Source organism: Cytobacillus sp. QJM3NY_8, from assembly GCF_056173585.1.
This window is the reverse complement of record NZ_CM149681.1, coordinates 558466-573127: the sequence shown is the minus strand read 5'-3', so window position 1 is coordinate 573127 and position 14662 is coordinate 558466. Positions and strand designations below refer to the sequence as shown.

The window sequence follows — 14662 nt, the reverse complement described above, 5'->3', positions numbered from 1 at the left end:
ATAGTGCAAACCCTTAATAATTAAACAAACAATTGAAAATTTACTGAAAAATATCAGATATTGAGTTAAAATATACTCAATATCTGATATTCTTGAATCAAAAATGACTCAGGAGGGCTTCACCGAATGAAAATGCCAACAAATACAGGCAATGTAGAAATGACATTGGAAACCCTGTTAAAAATTCTTGATTATTCTTCTGATGAAATCTTCGTTTTAGATGGTGAAATGCGGATTCTATATGTGAATAAAGTATGTGAGAGGCACTATGGACTTAAGCCAAGGGATGTAATTGGAAAGTACAATGTGGAACTTTTTGAAAAGGGCTACTGGAAGCCTTCTATTGTTCCTGAGGTATATCGGCGGAAAGAGCCGTGCTACTTAAGACAGCAGACATATATCGGGGCAGAGCTCATGACTACGGCCATCCCGATCTTAAATAACAAAAACGAAATTGAACTGGTTGTCATCACCTCTACGGAAATACAAAAAATTAATATGGTGAATGCAAGGGAGGATAAAATCGAGTCAAAATCGACTCAGCATGAAGAAAAGGAAATAACAATTGTAACCAACAGCGGAGAGATTAAAGAAATATTGGAGTTTTGTAAAAAAGTAGCTCCAACAGATTCAAATATTCTTATTCTGGGAGAATCCGGAACCGGAAAGGGTGCCTTTTCTCAATATATTCACAAAGTCAGCAACCGGAATAAAGGGCCATTTCTTGCCATCAATTGCGCTGCCATTCCGGAAGAACTATTGGAATCCGAACTATTTGGCTATTCAAAAGGCGCCTTCACCGGAGCAAATAAATTAGGAAAACAAGGATTAATTGAAGCAGCGGACGGCGGCACCCTCTTCCTGGACGAAATCGGAGAAATGCCCCTTTCCGTACAGGCAAAACTGCTTCAGCTCATACAGGAGAAACAGTTCATCCCTGTCGGAAGCAGCGAAATAAAGAAAGTGGATGTCCGCATCATAGCGGCAACTAATCAGAATCTGACCACTATGATTGAAAACAAATCATTTAGAGAAGACTTATTTTATCGTTTAAATGTAATTGATATTCATCTGCCGCCATTGCGGGAAAGAAGGGAAGATATCATTCCGCTCACCTATAATTTCCTGAATAAATTTAACCAAAAATATAAAGAGAATAAAGTCATTTCTGAAGAGTGCCTTAATGTTCTTACTCACTATTCCTGGCCGGGAAATGTGCGCCAGCTCGAAAACCTGATTGAAAGATTAGTCATTATCAGCAATTCCATTATTCAGGTCTCTGATCTCCCTGACATGATCAAGGAAAATACTCATCAAGCAGTATACCCATCTCATTCCACTAGCCTGGACAAAGCTCTGGATGAAACCAAAAGGATTCTGGTAAGAAGATCGTATCAGACCCATAAATCCTCCAGAAAAGTGGCAAACGACCTTGGCATCAGCCAAACGAAAGCAGCCAGGCTGATTAAAGAGTATTGCGGAGCAGAGGGACAGGTTCCTCATCCCTATTGAAAATTGGGGCAGTATTCCTGTCCCCTTCTCAAATTATAAAGGTTTTAATAACTCACTTTTATTCAGTTCTAAGTGATTAATAATCTCAGGAAGCTGAGAGTCATTGCGGTGAATTAATTCTTCATTTAGTACGGGTTTCTCTTGAACAAACTCTTTCCACTCATCCTCGAGCTGTTCCAATTTTTTCCCGTATACAGTATGTATTTCGTTGGTTAAATTCGGCTTATCATAGATTTTAAGGAAACTTTCAATACCATATTCATGAATAAGGAAGCTCGAAAATGAAGCAGATTCAATATAAGCCAGCCACCTTAAAGAATGAGAGTCTTTATTTGGGTTTAAATATGAAAAAATTTGATCCTTCTGCAGCAGTGTTTCCAGAGGCAGCATAACTTCTTGCATCATTAAATAGTTCATGATGCCATGGATATCTCCCTTATAATTAGGAAATACTTTTTCGTCCGAATAGGAATCCTGCATAAAAATCGCCAGACCTTCTTGTGTAACATGGTCATGATTATGGCCAAATAATACATGAGTAAGTTCGTGAACGAGAGGATAATCTCCATCTTTCACCCAATAAAGGTGTATAGTATTCCCGCTTGAATAACTTACCTTTTCCTCTTTATATAGATGTAAATATATTTTAGATGGGGAGGGAATTGAAATATTTTTCTTTTGCAGATGATTGTAGTAATCGAGGGTTTCTTCCTTGATTGCTTTTAATGCATCTTCGGAAAAATTTCCTTTATTAAAAGTAACAATTTCTATTTTTCCATCGTCTGTTTTAAAGTTTTTTAGATTACTCTCTTCAGTTGAATCTGCTTTTTCCGAAGTAACCGGATCTGAATCAGAGTGGCTGCAGCCAGTCATCAAAAACAGCAAAAATACAAAACAGCTGATTTTTATTGATCTGCTCAATTTATCTCCACCTTTCTAAATATTAGTGAGGTATTGAATGTGTTATCAAATAAAAAACCATTAATATACTAAACCCGCATAGCAAAATTAAAATCGCATAAAAAACTTTCCTCCATAATCCGCCTATGAAGTAGACACTTACTAAAAAATAATAGATTAGTACACACCCAAAAATAAACAAAAGAAATTCTTTGGTTGATTCCTTTAAAGGCAGCGGCGCCGTCACATTTGTTAAAGCCAATCCCCCGAAAATAAATAGGCCTATACCATATAAAAATTTCTTCAGGCTTACTGCACTTTTATCATTTTGAGTTTTCAAGATACCCACCCCTCATAAGTAATGGTACGAATTTCCATAGAAAAGGTTTCATTAAACTCCCCTTTTTTGCATATTTCAAACGGAGGCAGCATATAAATTAGGTAGCTTATTTAAATAGAGCTCGAAGCAGTTAAGCCACACTAACTGTTTATATATCTGTAATAAGGGGTGCTGAACACGCAATGCGGTTTGCACCCCCAATTAATATTTCTTCCTTTGAACCCGTTAGCATGTTTACAGGATTTCTTAATACAATTCTTTTAGAGGTGATAAAAAGTGCCAAGAGTACAATATACCGACAGTGACGTGGCTTTAATGGCAAGGATGATGAGGGCAGAAGCCGAAGGTGAAGGAAAACTGGGGATGCTTATGGTCGGAAATGTTATAGTCAATCGAAGAGCGGCTGATTGCCTCGATTTTGTAGGTCTCCGGACAATACCTCAAGTCATATTTCAAGTGCAGGGAGGAAATTACTCTTTTGAAGCTGTACAGAAAGGAAATGTTTTTTACAACAGGGCCAGAGGTGTAGAGAAACGATTGGCTAAACAAACCTTAGACTATTGGAGGCAGCATCCTTCCAAGTTTGCTCTCTGGTATTTCAATCCATATGCTCCATGTCCGCCAACATGGTACGATCAGCCTTTTTCAGGACAATTCAAACAGCATTGCTATTATGAACCCCAAGCTAATACATGTGAAAGTGTTTATAGGTGACCATACCCCCACGTTTAGTGGGGGATAATTTGCCTTCCTTTAGTGTATGTAAATCCCAAAAGAAAGCTCTTAGTTACTATCCACTTTCTCAAGGGCATCCGCATAATAATCATCTATTACCAGCATCGGTTCCTTTATAGATTCCAGGAGTCTTTCTACATTGACAGATTCCTTTTCCAGTTCTTCGCTAACACTGCTATAAACTGTAATAACCGCTTCTATTCTTTCTGTTTCTTCCTTACTCATACGATATGATTGATTTTCAAGAAACTTATCCGTCATGCCATTTATAAACCCATCAACACGAAATAAGCTATATTGAAGCAAGTTCCAATCAGGTGCATCCTCTCCCATATCAAAAACAGACATGGCAGACAAATAGGAATTGATACTTCTGCTCTCTCCGTTCACAACTCTCCATGAATTATATAACTCGTCTTTCCATTCATCCTCTTTCTCAATAGGTATCTGAACAAATTCCTCAAGCCAGTGAGCCGAATTATCGCCTACTGCAGCTATGGACCTCAAATGTGCATAATTCCTTTCCTGGCTTTGTTTTATAAAGTGCCTGTATCCGAGATTTATATAAATGCTATAAACAAAAGCTGACACCAATAATATAATTAACATTCTCTTAAAATACTTTTTCGCATTTGTCTTCTTCATCAAATCCCCCTTTGCATCCATCGTTCCAAAAATAAAAAGCCGCCCTTCTGGCAGCTGACTAACTAGCAAAATTGATTAACACTGCTCCCTAATAAAGAAAACTCATAGTAAGAAAAACGAATGCAAATGTGGACATCGCTTTTGGCAATTTACCGTATGTATAAATGAACACACACCCAATTACAATGTGGATAATAGCAAAAAGGATTAGGTTCATTTTTCCGCCTCTTTACTGAATGGTATTAATAAAAATGGAACGTAACCCCAGATCGAATAAAAATAGCCGCCTTTTTCTCGAAGAACTACTTATCAAAACAATCCATTCTTCTTACTATTTCAGTAAGGAAGCATCCATAACATACACGCCACCCATAAAGACAATCCAAACCAAAACAGGCAATCCTAAAGATTTCAAAGCATTTCTCCAGCTTCCGAATTGTTTGCGGCGCAAAATATAATCCGTTATAAAAAATAACACAGCCGCTCCTAAACTTAAACCATACAGAATTGACCCAAAAAGCAAGTGCAGGATTAATGAAATATATAATTCCAGTTTCCTGTTTGTATGGTTCGAAATAAAAAAGGCTAATAAGTCACTAACGGCAGAAGTTAATGTGCCATAAATCAAAATGACCGGGAAGCTGTATAAAAGATAGAAGGGAATGGATATAATAGCTCCCCGAAAGTATTCACCAGCCGAACCAGCTTCTCCAACAAACGGATCCGTTGCAATCAGACCTAACACAACCGCGAACAGTGACCCTGAAATCGATGCAGCTATTACTTTTCTTGCAAACATTTGACTGATGCCCAACTTATTGCCGCTCCTTTTTCATACATACCATCCCTGCTCATTCTTCTTAACCAGACTGATCAACAAAATGTAAAACGGAAAAACAGCTAAAGCTCCAATTGCCATAAGGCCAGAAGCAGTGTTCGGAACATCCCCCTGGTAAGTAATTGGAAAAAGACTTGTTGTCATATATAAAAACAGCACAACATAAGGCAGCCAGAGTATGACATTACAATACCAGGCCTTTGTTTCAGACAGCCAGCGTTTTGTTAAATTAATAAGGAAAACAGAGCAAAGGATAAATCCGCTGATGATAATAACAGACGATACAATATTAACGGTATCAATAGTCCATTCTGTCAGTCTGCTGATTCTGCAGACATTCAGCATAAGCTGAATGGGAATTGCGATCATCAGAGCATACAGCATACTTTCTATATTTACCTTTAAGAAAAACACTCCCCTTCTTTAATAGTCTTCAGTCCAATCGCATCGAAATATCAGCTATAATACGGATAACCTCTGGCACGTTGGACAATTCTTTTTCTAAAGCCTTCGCAAATGTCGTTTTCCCGCTATGCGTTTTGCCGACAGTCATAATCGCTAACCTTTTCACACCTGCAGCTCCGTTTCAAAATCTGCTGTTAACATGAATTTATATTAATACCTTCCTGTACATATTCGAAACCAATATCCAACTTCCTTCAAATAAATTGGAAATTTTTATAGATTATTATATCACTTTCTGATATATTACTTTTAGATATATCGAAAAATGATACAAAGTTGGTGCTGGCATGAAATCTTTAGAACAATTAACAGATTCCGTCTTTTATATAATGGCGGCCTTTACAGAGCCCCGGCATGGCTATGCAGTGATGAGCCTGGTTGAAGAAATAACAAACGGCGAGGTGAATATTGGGCCGGCGTCCCTATATACCATTATCAAAAAGCTGATCAAACAGGAGTATGTTGAGCTATTCGACGATGCAAACTCGAGGAGGAAGGTTTATGTACTGACAGAAAGAGGCCGTGAAATTCTTCAAGCTGATATTGAAAGGAGAAAAACGATGGTGCAATTTGCGGAAGATGGATTGAATAAAGGGAGAGTACAATGAAGAAAACATATAAAATCTCGAATGGACTCGCTTTTTTTGAACAAAAGGATTTACAGATGCTGCGGGAAAAAGCTGCAGAGGGGTGGATGGTCGAATCCTTTAAAGGCGGCCTGTATACATTTACAAAGTCCGGCCCAGAAGATGTGATATTCAGTATCGACTATCATGAATTGACACCAGAAGACGAAGAAGAATACTGCGATTTATTTGCAGCTGCCGGCTGGACACATGTTTACTCACATACAGGAATTCACCTGTTTAAAGCGGTTCCCGGCACACCGCCTATTTATAGTGATGCTGCGTCCAAAACAGATCAGGTAAAACGAACGGCTAAGCCAGTATACATAGTAACCATTGCTGCCCTCCTGTTCACAATTATTGCTCTAGCATTCATGAAATTAGCAGAGGGATTCCTTAATCAGGCAGGCAAAATAGGATTCTTCATCTCTATTGTTTTATTTATCCCGATGCTTATGACATCCATGGCGCTTTTCATACAGCTGTTAAAAGTAAATAAATCCAGCAAAAATTAAAGGAGATATCTCAATGAGTAAAATTTTTACCCCCTTCTATATATGCTTATTAGGCATTGCTCTCCTAATCGGCTTCTCTTTTACTTCCCATGCAGATAAAGCCTTCTCTATTGGGCTTGTGGCCGCATGTGCTTTCATCGTTCTCTTTATCCATGAACTCGGCCATGTCATCGGCGGGAAGCTTGCCGGCTACACGTTTTTATTTTTGACAGTCGGGCCTATCACAATCGAAAAGAGCCCTGCTTTAAAAATAGTGCCAAACCAAAGCTGGCTTGCCTTTGGCGGACTGGCCAGCTGCATGCCGGACGAAATAAACTTAACGAAGATGGTTAAGAAGCACAAATGGCTTGTGGCAGGCGGTCCTGTATTTACTTTAATTGCATTTGTAATCAGTTTATCCATTTGGGCTATGACAAAGGCCGAAATGGCTATGATGCTTACAGTGCTGAACTTAGCCATTTTCTTTGCAACGGCTATTCCCTTTAAAGGAACCTTTAACTCAGATGGCAGTGTTTTTCTGCTTCTGCACAAAGGCGGCAAAGAAGCACAGACATATCTCGCCGGGCTTATCCTATTAAAAGAAATGATGTCACCGCGCACCCCAAGCGAGTGGGATGAACAGTTAATCCAGGAAGCTTATAAAACAGAAGCTTCCCCAGAGGCCATGACTACCGCATTCCTGCTATTCTACTATCACCTCATGAATAGCAATTATGAGCAAGCCTCGGAATCAATTGCTGCCTTCAAAAAACTTCCTATAACCAACAAAACGAAATTCCGTCTGCAGTTTGCTTCACATATCCGGCAAATCGACTCATTCCTATCCTTAGAACCTGATCTGACTTTAATTAAAACCTTGCATAGCAATATGTATACAATAGATAAGGTCAGCTACAAAAGAAGCGAAGCCATTCTGGCTTATTTAAATAGAGATGCCGAAAAAGCATATTCCCTTCTTGATGAAGTGGAGAGGACCTGCAGAAAAGGAAGCACCCAATACGGTTATTTTCATGCAGAACTAAAGCTGACAGAAATAATAAGGAATCGTATGGACAGCCAGAATGCACAAGACTGTAAAGCAATATAAAACAAAGTGCCTGCATCTGCCTGCTTATAAGCAGACGGACACAGGCACTTCCCTGGTTTTTATTTAATATCCTTCACAAGCTCTCTCATCGAATTCAGCTTCGAGGTCAATTCAAAAAACCATTCTTCATCTCCAGTGGAAAGGGCAAGGTCGATCAGGAAATGGATCTGTTCTTTATTGGCTACCTTTGCCGCCGGCATTTTCTTAACCTGTTTGCTAAGCAGGGGGATGATTTTGCCTTCAATAGTTTTATTATCACTTGAAATAACTTTTGTCTTAATAATTCCTTCTTCAAGGGTTTCGATATAGCCAACGATTAGTTCCCCTTCACGGGATTTCCCCTTAATCCAATCTCCCGCTTTTAAAATGGCCTTATTGTTGGACATCATTTTTTTCACCTTCTTAAATGAGATTTTCAAACTGTAATAATTTTCATTACATTTTAACGAATGGAAAGCTTATTAGCTCCCAATTAATTTTCTTTATAGATCAAATCAACAATATTCTTTAATGTATAGTGCTTTAAATATTCACCTAAATGTTCCTCTGCACCTAAAAAGATGTTGATCAGAACTCTTTGCATATTAGCCCCCACTACACAGGCTTCATTTGAATCCGGACACTTCGGCTGCAGTGCGCCTTCAGAAGTAATCTTATAAATATCCCAAAGATTCACTTCGCTTAAATCCCGGGCAAAAATAAATCCGCCGCCCGTTCCCTCTTTTGATTTAATAAATCCATGTTTTTTTAATAAACTCAGGACTTTTCGGATGCGGACCGGATGGACACCTGCACTTTCAGAAATCGCATCGCTCGTTGACATGCGATCCAGCTGCAGGGCGAGATAAGTTAGACTGTGAATGGCAAGAGTAAAATCGCTATTCATGGCCGGCCTCCTATATTTTCTCATACTGTACTGTAATACTAAGTGTTACAGATCGACTTGTCAACAATTTACAGACTGGTTAGTTAGCCAATCTTTGCAGTTCATTGTATGAAAACGTACGAAACTTCCGTGGAAGGAAGCTGCGAATTTCGTCCTCGTTAAAGCCGACCTGGAGTCTTTTTTCATCGAGAATAATCGGTCTGCGCAGCATTTGAGGATTATCGATAATCAATTGATATAACTCTTTTAGCGGCATGGAATCAATATTCACGTTTAACTCCTGGTAAGCTTTTGATTTAGTTGAAATAATCTCCTCAGTCCCATTTTCTGTAAGGCGCAGAATCGATTTAATTTCATCCACTGTAAGCGGATCTGTTACAATGTTCCGTTCAACATAATCTATTTGATGCTCCTCAAGCCATGCACGGGCTTTCCGGCAGGAACCGCAGCTTGATGATAAGAATAAATTCACCATTTAAAAACACTCCCTCTATTGTTTAGATATTTTTTATAAATGTAATATAATTTCTTACAGTTAACATTCAAAAGTAAATCCTTCTTTCCCCAATCGGGTATACTGTAATGATAATCATTACAGTTAAAAAAGTCAATATTTTCTTTTACTACTCGAATAATCGCCATACAATTCAACACCATAATAAAAAAGGAGGGTTACTCTTGAACGTAAATTTCTTTAGAGTTGTTAACGCAATCCTTTTATGGACCATAACAGTCATTTTCCTCCCAAAGTCGTCCTTTAAAAGATTTCTGCCGGTTACCTTATTTTGCTCATGCATTTTGTTAGTGCAAACCCTTTTAAACCTTCTTTTTAAATGGTGGAAAGTAAAAGGCGGTACAAAATTTATTGTATTGGACGCATTAGCTTTTATTTTCGGTCCCTTTTTCGCAATAAATTTATGGGTATTTCATTTTACTTATGGTAAATACCTGCTATATTTTTTCTTTAATTTCGTGATGGACATCATTTTTGCTTTCCCGCTAAATGCACTATTCCAAAAGATTGGCCATTACAAGCTTAAAAAATTCAAACCCATTACTCTGTTCCTGATTTCCTTCGCACTTGCAAATGTTAATTACGGCTTTCAGAAGTTAATGGAAAAGAACAAACCTTAATAGCCATATATCTGCTTTTTTTTACGCTTTTAAACCCTCTCCATCCATTATTTTAGAAAAAGGCTGTTATAATAATTTTAAAGTTTCACTTCAAAAAGGATGTTTCAATTGGATTGGAAACCTGATAGAAAATCAAAAACACCTATTTATAAGCAGCTGGCGATGTATATAGAAAACGGAATAGCAGATGGCACATTCCCTCCCGACAAACCGCTGCCTTCAGAAAGAGGGTTAGCAAAACAGTTTAATATCAATAGAAGCACGGTTGTTGCTGCATATGATGAACTGGAGTCAAACGGGATTGTTGAACGAAATCGGGGAAGCGGTACGATGGTCAGCAAAGATATTTGGGGAATGGCCAAAAGGCGCATTCCAAGCTGGAACCGGTATATAGAAGCAGGCTCCTTTTTGCCCAATTTGCCAGTCACACAAAGGATTCATAAAGAACTGGCAGAGACAAAACTGATCAACCTGGCCAGCGGGGAACTCTCTCAGGACCTCTTTCCTTTGGCTTCGCTAAGAGAGATTACTTCCAATCGCTCTTTTATCGGGACACTGGGGTACGATCACCCTCAAGGAAATGAAATCCTGAGAAAAACACTGACTGACCATGTAAAAAAGTTCCGGGACATCGAGACCAGCCCTTCTTCCATACTTATTACTTCCGGTGCCCAACAGGCCCTGCACCTTGTCGTCCAATGCCTCTTAAAGCCCGGGGACTCTGTTGCCATCGAGGATCCCTCTTACCACTACAGCCTGCCAATCTTTAAATCAGCCGGAGTCAAAACTTATTATTTAAAAACAGGCAAGGATGGAATAAATCCTGATGATATTATAGCTTTATATAAAAAGCATCGAATTAAGATGATCTTTTTAAATCCCATTTTTCAGAACCCAACAGGCACATTGCTTCCTGAAGACAGGCGCAGAAAAATCCTTGAATTGTCCTCTGAATACGGAATTCCGCTGGTGGAAGATGATCCTTACAGCCTAACACCCTTTACCGGCGGAAAAATGAAGACACTCAAATCCCTCGACCGTAACGGCATTGTTTTATATATAAGCTCCCTGACCAAAATTGTCGCTTCCGGCCTCAGAATCGGCTGGATCATCGGTCCGAGATCAGTAATTGAGCGGTTATCAGATGCTAAGCAGCAGGTGGATTTCGGTCATGGAAGCTATTCGCAATGGATTGCGAATGATTTTATTGAGTCCGCAGGCTTTGAGTCACATTTAAAATTTCTAACCAGACATTTGGAACAGCGGAGAAACTCCATTGTTTCAAGCCTGAATCATTTCCTGAAAGACCAAGTGGAATTCAGCACTCCGCAAGGCGGAATCCATCTTTGGTGCAGAATCAAAAAAGAGCATAATGAAAATCAGCTGCTTGAAGAATCAATTAAACGGGGTGTCATCTACGTTCCCGGAACCACCATGGGCTCTGAGAAGGGATTCGTGCGTTTTACGTTTGGCAGGGAAAATGAAGAAAGAATCCATGAAGGTATTAAGCGGTTTGCTGAGGCTCTGAAAACTCTAGAATAATGAAAATACGCCTGGTTTTCAGGCGTTTTTTCATTAAGGTAATGCAAAATTCTACAACAAATTGAATCTTCCATCATTGAAAAATCAGCATATCTGCTTATCTAATTCACATATCCACAGGGTTATACATTACGATGTCACAGATCTAAAGAACTCAAAGAGTCTGTGGTATTGGGCCCCCTGCAAAGAGAGAGCCTTCAGAACCTATTGCAAATTACTTAAATCCAGATAATACAAACAGAAAAATTTATAAAAAACCATAAATATTATTCATTTGATATTTAAATGGATCCAAGGGTATGGAAAATCCATTCCTTTTTAAAGAATCCATTAAATACTCAATTCATAATGGTAAAATTGCTCATCCCGCTTAAACCCGATTTTTTCATAGAGTCTTTGTGCAGAAAAATTATCAGGAGCCGTACTGAGGCTGATACTTACCGCACCTGTTTCAGCAGCGAGCTCTTTCGCTTTGTCTATGAGCTTTTCCCCTATTCCCTCTTTCCTTGCCTCTGCATCCACATACAAATCATTCAGGATCCAGGCTCTTTTCATAGATATAGATGAAAAAGTTGGATAAAGCTGAGTAAATCCAAGATACTTTCCTTCCTTCTTCACCACATATATGACAGAATCCTTCTTCTCTAATCGTTCTTTTACGTAATCGGCTGCTGCTTCCAAATCGGGTGCTTGTTTGTAAAATACGCGATATAAATTAAATAATGCAGAAACTCCTTCCAGATCCTCCATTGAAGCTTCATAGATTTCCATATTCATAACCACCTTTATAACATGAATTAAGTAATTATATAAATATTAACAAATATTTGTAAACTCAATATGTCTTTATGCAATGAAAAAGCCCCAATCTCTTAGGGCTTACTTTCCTCTCCATCGAAAGAATCGCACAGCAAGTACAACAGACACAATCGCAATCCCAATCAGAACAGCAGCTTCAAATCCATATTCCGTAATCGGCGCTTCCGTCCAGGTACCCCTCAGCAATTGAATCACATAATAAAGCGGAAGGATTTTAGCTGCGTATTGAAGGACTGATGGCATCATCTCAAGAGGAAAGGTCGCACCTGAGAGGAACAGCATCAGGTTTAGGAATAAGGAACTGATGGCTGCTGCAGACTGTGCATTTTTAGCTAAGGATGTCAGGAATAAAGCAAACGGGAAAAAGGCCAGGATGCTGATCAGCAGAGAAAGCAGCGTACTGCCAATATAAGCCGGCAGAGTCAGGTCATACAGAAGCATCCCAAAGATCATAAGCAGCAAGGCAGATATGGCAAAGATGACGGTCCCTTGAAAGGTATGGGCGGCGAGGATTTTCCATGGCTGAAGCGGAGTTGACTGATACCTCCTTAAAACACCCGTTTCCCGGTAATTGGTTAAAACGGTTCCCAGTGTAAAAAAGGAAGTGGTTACTATGTTGACGCCAATCCATGAAGGAACAAAGTATTCTGCAAAAGCCTTTTGGCTCATGTTGTCTCCTACAAACATGGAACCGAACAGCCAAATCATGACAACTGGAAACAGGAACGTCCAGAACATGCTTAACCGGTCCCTAAAAAACATTTTCGTTTCAAGGCTGGCGAGCTTTACAATAGCATTCATCCGATTTTCTCCTTTTCTAAGTACTGGACAAATAAATCATCGAGTGAGCCCTTCTCAAACTTAAAGTCTGCCAGACGTATCCCCTTTTCCTGGCAATGAGTGAAAATGTGAAAAGCTGTTGTCTGCTGATCATCGCAGTACACTTTGAATTCGTCCAGGTTATTTTCCACTCGTTCAACACCAGGAAGGGAGAGTAAATATTCACGGCTAAGGCCGGCACTCGTAAAGGCCAGACAGTCAGCAGCCCCTTCATTCAACAATTCATGCGGTGTATTCAGTGCTTTCAATTGGCCGCTATAGATCATTGCCACCCGATCACAAAGCTGCTCAGCTTCTTCCATATAGTGCGTGGTCACGACAATGGTGCTGCCCCGGTCCCTTAACAGCCGTATTAATGACCACATTTCCCGCCTTGCAGAAGGGTCCAGCCCCATACTCGGTTCATCGAGGAAAAGAATTTCAGGTTCATGCAGGGTGGCTAAGGCGAGCGTTACCCGCTGTTTCCAGCCCCCGGATAGGTCATCAAACGTTACGTTCAATTTTTCTTTTAAGCCCAGCAAGTCTATTAAATAATCTTTTTGCGCCGGGCCTTCGTAAAAGGAAGAAAAGAGGTCCAGCGCTTCTTTTACTTTCATTTTCTTCTGAATGGATGTGGCTTGAAACTGCACGCCGATTTTTTTGTTTAATTCACGCAGCTGCTTGCTTGGAACAAGGCCAAGCACTTCAACCTCCCCTCCGCTCGGAACAGAGATCCCCTCAAGTATTTCAAGTGTTGTTGTTTTTCCTGCTCCGTTCGGCCCTATAATTCCGAAGATTTCCCCTTTATAAACAGTAAAGGAAAGATTGTTTACTGCCCGGGTGGCACCATAATTTTTAGATAAATTTTTTACAGAAATGACACTTTCCATCCGAATCCTCCTTCACTTCTATTCGATACATTCCAGATCCTCATTCATCTTCTTCGATTCGTTTTTAAAGTAAAGATAAAAGCCGATCCAGGCAATCGCGTAAACCAATAGTGAGATTGCAAGGTAGATGAAAAAGTTCTTTACTCCGATCGGAATCCAGCCAATCCAAAGCCCTAATGTGAAATAAACAATCGTGACGGTAAGATAGTGCAGGGCAGTCTGCATGGGCAGGCGAAGTGAGCGGATTTCAAAATAAAGCGGAGTAACCGTAAACAGCCAGCCGCTGATAATAAAGCCCAATGCATTTATGATAAATGTTTGCCCATCTAACGTGGGTTGACCGCCGAAATAAGTTAAGGCTATAGTTGCCGCTGTAGAAATGAATCCCCCAAAGAATATGCCGATCATGCTTCTGTACAAAAATGTCCTCACTTCGTCTCCCTCCTGTTCATTCTCAAAATTTCCTTTATCCGTCCGACATAATGGCGTGAAGCATACTCCTTCTCCCCCGATTTAAAGTGCACACAGAGTGTCCCGTTAAAGGATGGCTCAAAATGGCTCATGGCGTAAAGGTTCGCTATGACTGATTTGGATATCCTGATAAACCGGTGGGGAGGGAGGGATTGTTCAAGTTCATAAAGTTTTTGCTTTACTTTAAAAATTCCTTCAGGGGTGGCGGCTGTCACTGTGTCGCCTTCTGAACGGAAAAATTGAACTTCATCAGGCTTTATTAAGTGCTGGTTCTCTCCATCCTTTCCGACAATCAGGCCGGTTTCATTCTTCCTAAGGTACTCTAGGATTTCCTGGATATCCGGGGTGATTTCTTTGCAATGAATTGTCACGGAGGTTTCCTCGTTGCGCGGGTCGATGTTAAGCAGGATTTTCATGAAGGGCGCCCCTCCTTTCCAT

The 14662-nt window shown here is 39.8% G+C and carries 18 protein-coding genes and 1 pseudogene; 6 read left to right on the top strand and 13 right to left on the bottom strand.

Going from position 1 to position 14662, the window contains the following annotated elements; genetic code table 11:
• Positions 1-126 precede the first annotated feature (126 nt).
• Positions 127-1512 (top strand): sigma-54 interaction domain-containing protein, encoded by a 1386-nt coding sequence (locus tag AC0VZ9_RS03095; protein WP_071159732.1) that lies wholly within the window; start codon positions 127-129, stop codon positions 1510-1512.
• A 33-nt stretch (positions 1513-1545) separates the two neighbouring features.
• Here AC0VZ9_RS03095 and AC0VZ9_RS03090 read toward each other — a convergent pair whose 3' ends face one another.
• Positions 1546-2433, bottom strand: a complete 888-nt coding sequence (locus tag AC0VZ9_RS03090) for a gluzincin family metallopeptidase (protein ID WP_475397009.1) — start codon at positions 2431-2433, stop codon at positions 1546-1548.
• A 595-nt stretch (positions 2434-3028) separates the two neighbouring features.
• Here AC0VZ9_RS03090 and AC0VZ9_RS03085 point away from each other — a divergent pair.
• Positions 3029-3466: a cell wall hydrolase gene (locus AC0VZ9_RS03085; protein WP_009335446.1), complete on the top strand. Its 438-nt coding sequence runs from the start codon at positions 3029-3031 to the stop codon at positions 3464-3466.
• 69 nt (positions 3467-3535) lie between these two features.
• On the opposite strand, the gene AC0VZ9_RS03080 is transcribed toward AC0VZ9_RS03085, so the two are convergent.
• The 4 genes and pseudogenes from AC0VZ9_RS03080 to AC0VZ9_RS03065 form a co-directional block, all read right to left on the bottom strand.
• On the bottom strand, positions 3536-4132 hold the full coding sequence (locus AC0VZ9_RS03080; protein WP_475397008.1) for a hypothetical protein: 597 nt from the start codon (positions 4130-4132) through the stop codon (positions 3536-3538).
• 331 nt (positions 4133-4463) lie between these two features.
• Positions 4464-4946: a hypothetical protein gene (locus AC0VZ9_RS03075; RefSeq protein ID WP_251264711.1), complete on the bottom strand. Its 483-nt coding sequence runs from the start codon at positions 4944-4946 to the stop codon at positions 4464-4466.
• An 18-nt stretch (positions 4947-4964) separates the two neighbouring features.
• Positions 4965-5384: a hypothetical protein gene (locus tag AC0VZ9_RS03070; protein WP_475397007.1), complete on the bottom strand. Its 420-nt coding sequence runs from the start codon at positions 5382-5384 to the stop codon at positions 4965-4967.
• A gap of 70 nt (positions 5385-5454) precedes the next feature.
• Positions 5455-5541 (bottom strand): annotated as a pseudogene (locus AC0VZ9_RS03065) (ATP-binding protein); the annotation flags it as partial.
• Positions 5542-5722: 181 nt separating this feature from the next.
• Here AC0VZ9_RS03065 and AC0VZ9_RS03060 point away from each other — a divergent pair.
• From AC0VZ9_RS03060 to AC0VZ9_RS03050, 3 genes are read left to right on the top strand one after another with little or no spacing between them, the layout of a single operon-like run.
• Positions 5723-6043 (top strand): PadR family transcriptional regulator, encoded by a 321-nt coding sequence (locus AC0VZ9_RS03060; protein ID WP_009335451.1) that lies wholly within the window; start codon positions 5723-5725, stop codon positions 6041-6043.
• Positions 6040-6576 (top strand): DUF2812 domain-containing protein, encoded by a 537-nt coding sequence (locus AC0VZ9_RS03055; protein WP_009335452.1) that lies wholly within the window; start codon positions 6040-6042, stop codon positions 6574-6576. Before AC0VZ9_RS03060 ends, AC0VZ9_RS03055 begins: the two co-directional genes overlap by 4 nt.
• Positions 6577-6589: 13 nt before the next feature.
• Positions 6590-7663 carry a zinc metalloprotease gene (locus tag AC0VZ9_RS03050; RefSeq protein WP_475397006.1) on the top strand — a complete coding sequence of 358 codons (1074 nt, stop codon included), beginning with the start codon at positions 6590-6592 and terminating at the stop codon, positions 7661-7663.
• 59 nt (positions 7664-7722) lie between these two features.
• On the opposite strand, the gene AC0VZ9_RS03045 is transcribed toward AC0VZ9_RS03050, so the two are convergent.
• The 3 genes from AC0VZ9_RS03045 to spxA all read right to left on the bottom strand — a co-directional run bounded on the left by AC0VZ9_RS03045 (position 7723) and on the right by spxA (position 9024).
• A complete protein-coding gene (locus AC0VZ9_RS03045; RefSeq protein WP_251264706.1) occupies positions 7723-8052 on the bottom strand; it encodes an IDEAL domain-containing protein in 330 nt (109 codons plus the stop codon).
• A gap of 83 nt (positions 8053-8135) precedes the next feature.
• Complete coding sequence (locus AC0VZ9_RS03040) at positions 8136-8549, bottom strand: RrF2 family transcriptional regulator (RefSeq protein ID WP_009335455.1); 414 nt, start codon at positions 8547-8549, stop codon at positions 8136-8138.
• Between the two features lie 79 nt (positions 8550-8628).
• Positions 8629-9024: a transcriptional regulator SpxA gene (gene spxA / locus AC0VZ9_RS03035; protein ID WP_009335456.1), complete on the bottom strand. Its 396-nt coding sequence runs from the start codon at positions 9022-9024 to the stop codon at positions 8629-8631.
• A 767-nt stretch (positions 9025-9791) separates the two neighbouring features.
• Between spxA and pdxR the strand changes: the two genes are divergently transcribed.
• A complete protein-coding gene (gene pdxR / locus AC0VZ9_RS03030; RefSeq protein WP_251156695.1) occupies positions 9792-11225 on the top strand; it encodes a MocR-like pyridoxine biosynthesis transcription factor PdxR in 1434 nt (477 codons plus the stop codon).
• Positions 11226-11555: 330 nt separating this feature from the next.
• On the opposite strand, the gene AC0VZ9_RS03025 is transcribed toward pdxR, so the two are convergent.
• The 5 genes from AC0VZ9_RS03025 to AC0VZ9_RS03005 all read right to left on the bottom strand — a co-directional run bounded on the left by AC0VZ9_RS03025 (position 11556) and on the right by AC0VZ9_RS03005 (position 14640).
• Positions 11556-11996: a GNAT family N-acetyltransferase gene (locus AC0VZ9_RS03025; RefSeq protein WP_251156694.1), complete on the bottom strand. Its 441-nt coding sequence runs from the start codon at positions 11994-11996 to the stop codon at positions 11556-11558.
• A 108-nt stretch (positions 11997-12104) separates the two neighbouring features.
• The gene (locus AC0VZ9_RS03020; RefSeq protein WP_251156693.1) at positions 12105-12845 is read right to left on the bottom strand and encodes an ABC transporter permease; all 741 of its coding nucleotides are present in this window, start codon (positions 12843-12845) and stop codon (positions 12105-12107) included.
• Positions 12842-13753: an ABC transporter ATP-binding protein gene (locus AC0VZ9_RS03015; RefSeq protein ID WP_217026175.1), complete on the bottom strand. Its 912-nt coding sequence runs from the start codon at positions 13751-13753 to the stop codon at positions 12842-12844. The genes AC0VZ9_RS03020 and AC0VZ9_RS03015 overlap by 4 nt, the downstream gene beginning before the upstream one ends.
• An 18-nt stretch (positions 13754-13771) precedes the next feature.
• Positions 13772-14185, bottom strand: a complete 414-nt coding sequence (locus tag AC0VZ9_RS03010) for a DUF3021 domain-containing protein (RefSeq protein WP_019381084.1) — start codon at positions 14183-14185, stop codon at positions 13772-13774.
• Positions 14182-14640, bottom strand: coding sequence for a LytTR family DNA-binding domain-containing protein (locus tag AC0VZ9_RS03005; RefSeq protein WP_251156692.1), 459 nt, complete (start codon positions 14638-14640; stop codon positions 14182-14184). Before AC0VZ9_RS03005 ends, AC0VZ9_RS03010 begins: the two co-directional genes overlap by 4 nt.
• Between the last annotated feature and the right edge of the window lie 22 nt (positions 14641-14662).

Coding starts and splice junctions, on each gene's coding strand:
- AC0VZ9_RS03095 (WP_071159732.1), top strand. CDS start 127: ATGAAAATGCCAACAAATACAGGCAATGTAGAAATGACATTGGAAACC.
- AC0VZ9_RS03080 (WP_475397008.1), bottom strand. CDS start 4,132: ATGAAGAAGACAAATGCGAAAAAGTATTTTAAGAGAATGTTAATTATA.
- AC0VZ9_RS03060 (WP_009335451.1), top strand. CDS start 5,723: ATGAAATCTTTAGAACAATTAACAGATTCCGTCTTTTATATAATGGCG.
- AC0VZ9_RS03055 (WP_009335452.1), top strand. CDS start 6,040: ATGAAGAAAACATATAAAATCTCGAATGGACTCGCTTTTTTTGAACAA.
- AC0VZ9_RS03050 (WP_475397006.1), top strand. CDS start 6,590: ATGAGTAAAATTTTTACCCCCTTCTATATATGCTTATTAGGCATTGCT.
- AC0VZ9_RS03045 (WP_251264706.1), bottom strand. CDS start 8,052: ATGATGTCCAACAATAAGGCCATTTTAAAAGCGGGAGATTGGATTAAG.
- AC0VZ9_RS03040 (WP_009335455.1), bottom strand. CDS start 8,549: ATGAATAGCGATTTTACTCTTGCCATTCACAGTCTAACTTATCTCGCC.
- spxA (WP_009335456.1), bottom strand. CDS start 9,024: ATGGTGAATTTATTCTTATCATCAAGCTGCGGTTCCTGCCGGAAAGCC.
- AC0VZ9_RS03025 (WP_251156694.1), bottom strand. CDS start 11,996: ATGGAAATCTATGAAGCTTCAATGGAGGATCTGGAAGGAGTTTCTGCA.
- AC0VZ9_RS03020 (WP_251156693.1), bottom strand. CDS start 12,845: ATGAATGCTATTGTAAAGCTCGCCAGCCTTGAAACGAAAATGTTTTTT.
- AC0VZ9_RS03015 (WP_217026175.1), bottom strand. CDS start 13,753: ATGGAAAGTGTCATTTCTGTAAAAAATTTATCTAAAAATTATGGTGCC.
- AC0VZ9_RS03005 (WP_251156692.1), bottom strand. CDS start 14,640: ATGAAAATCCTGCTTAACATCGACCCGCGCAACGAGGAAACCTCCGTG.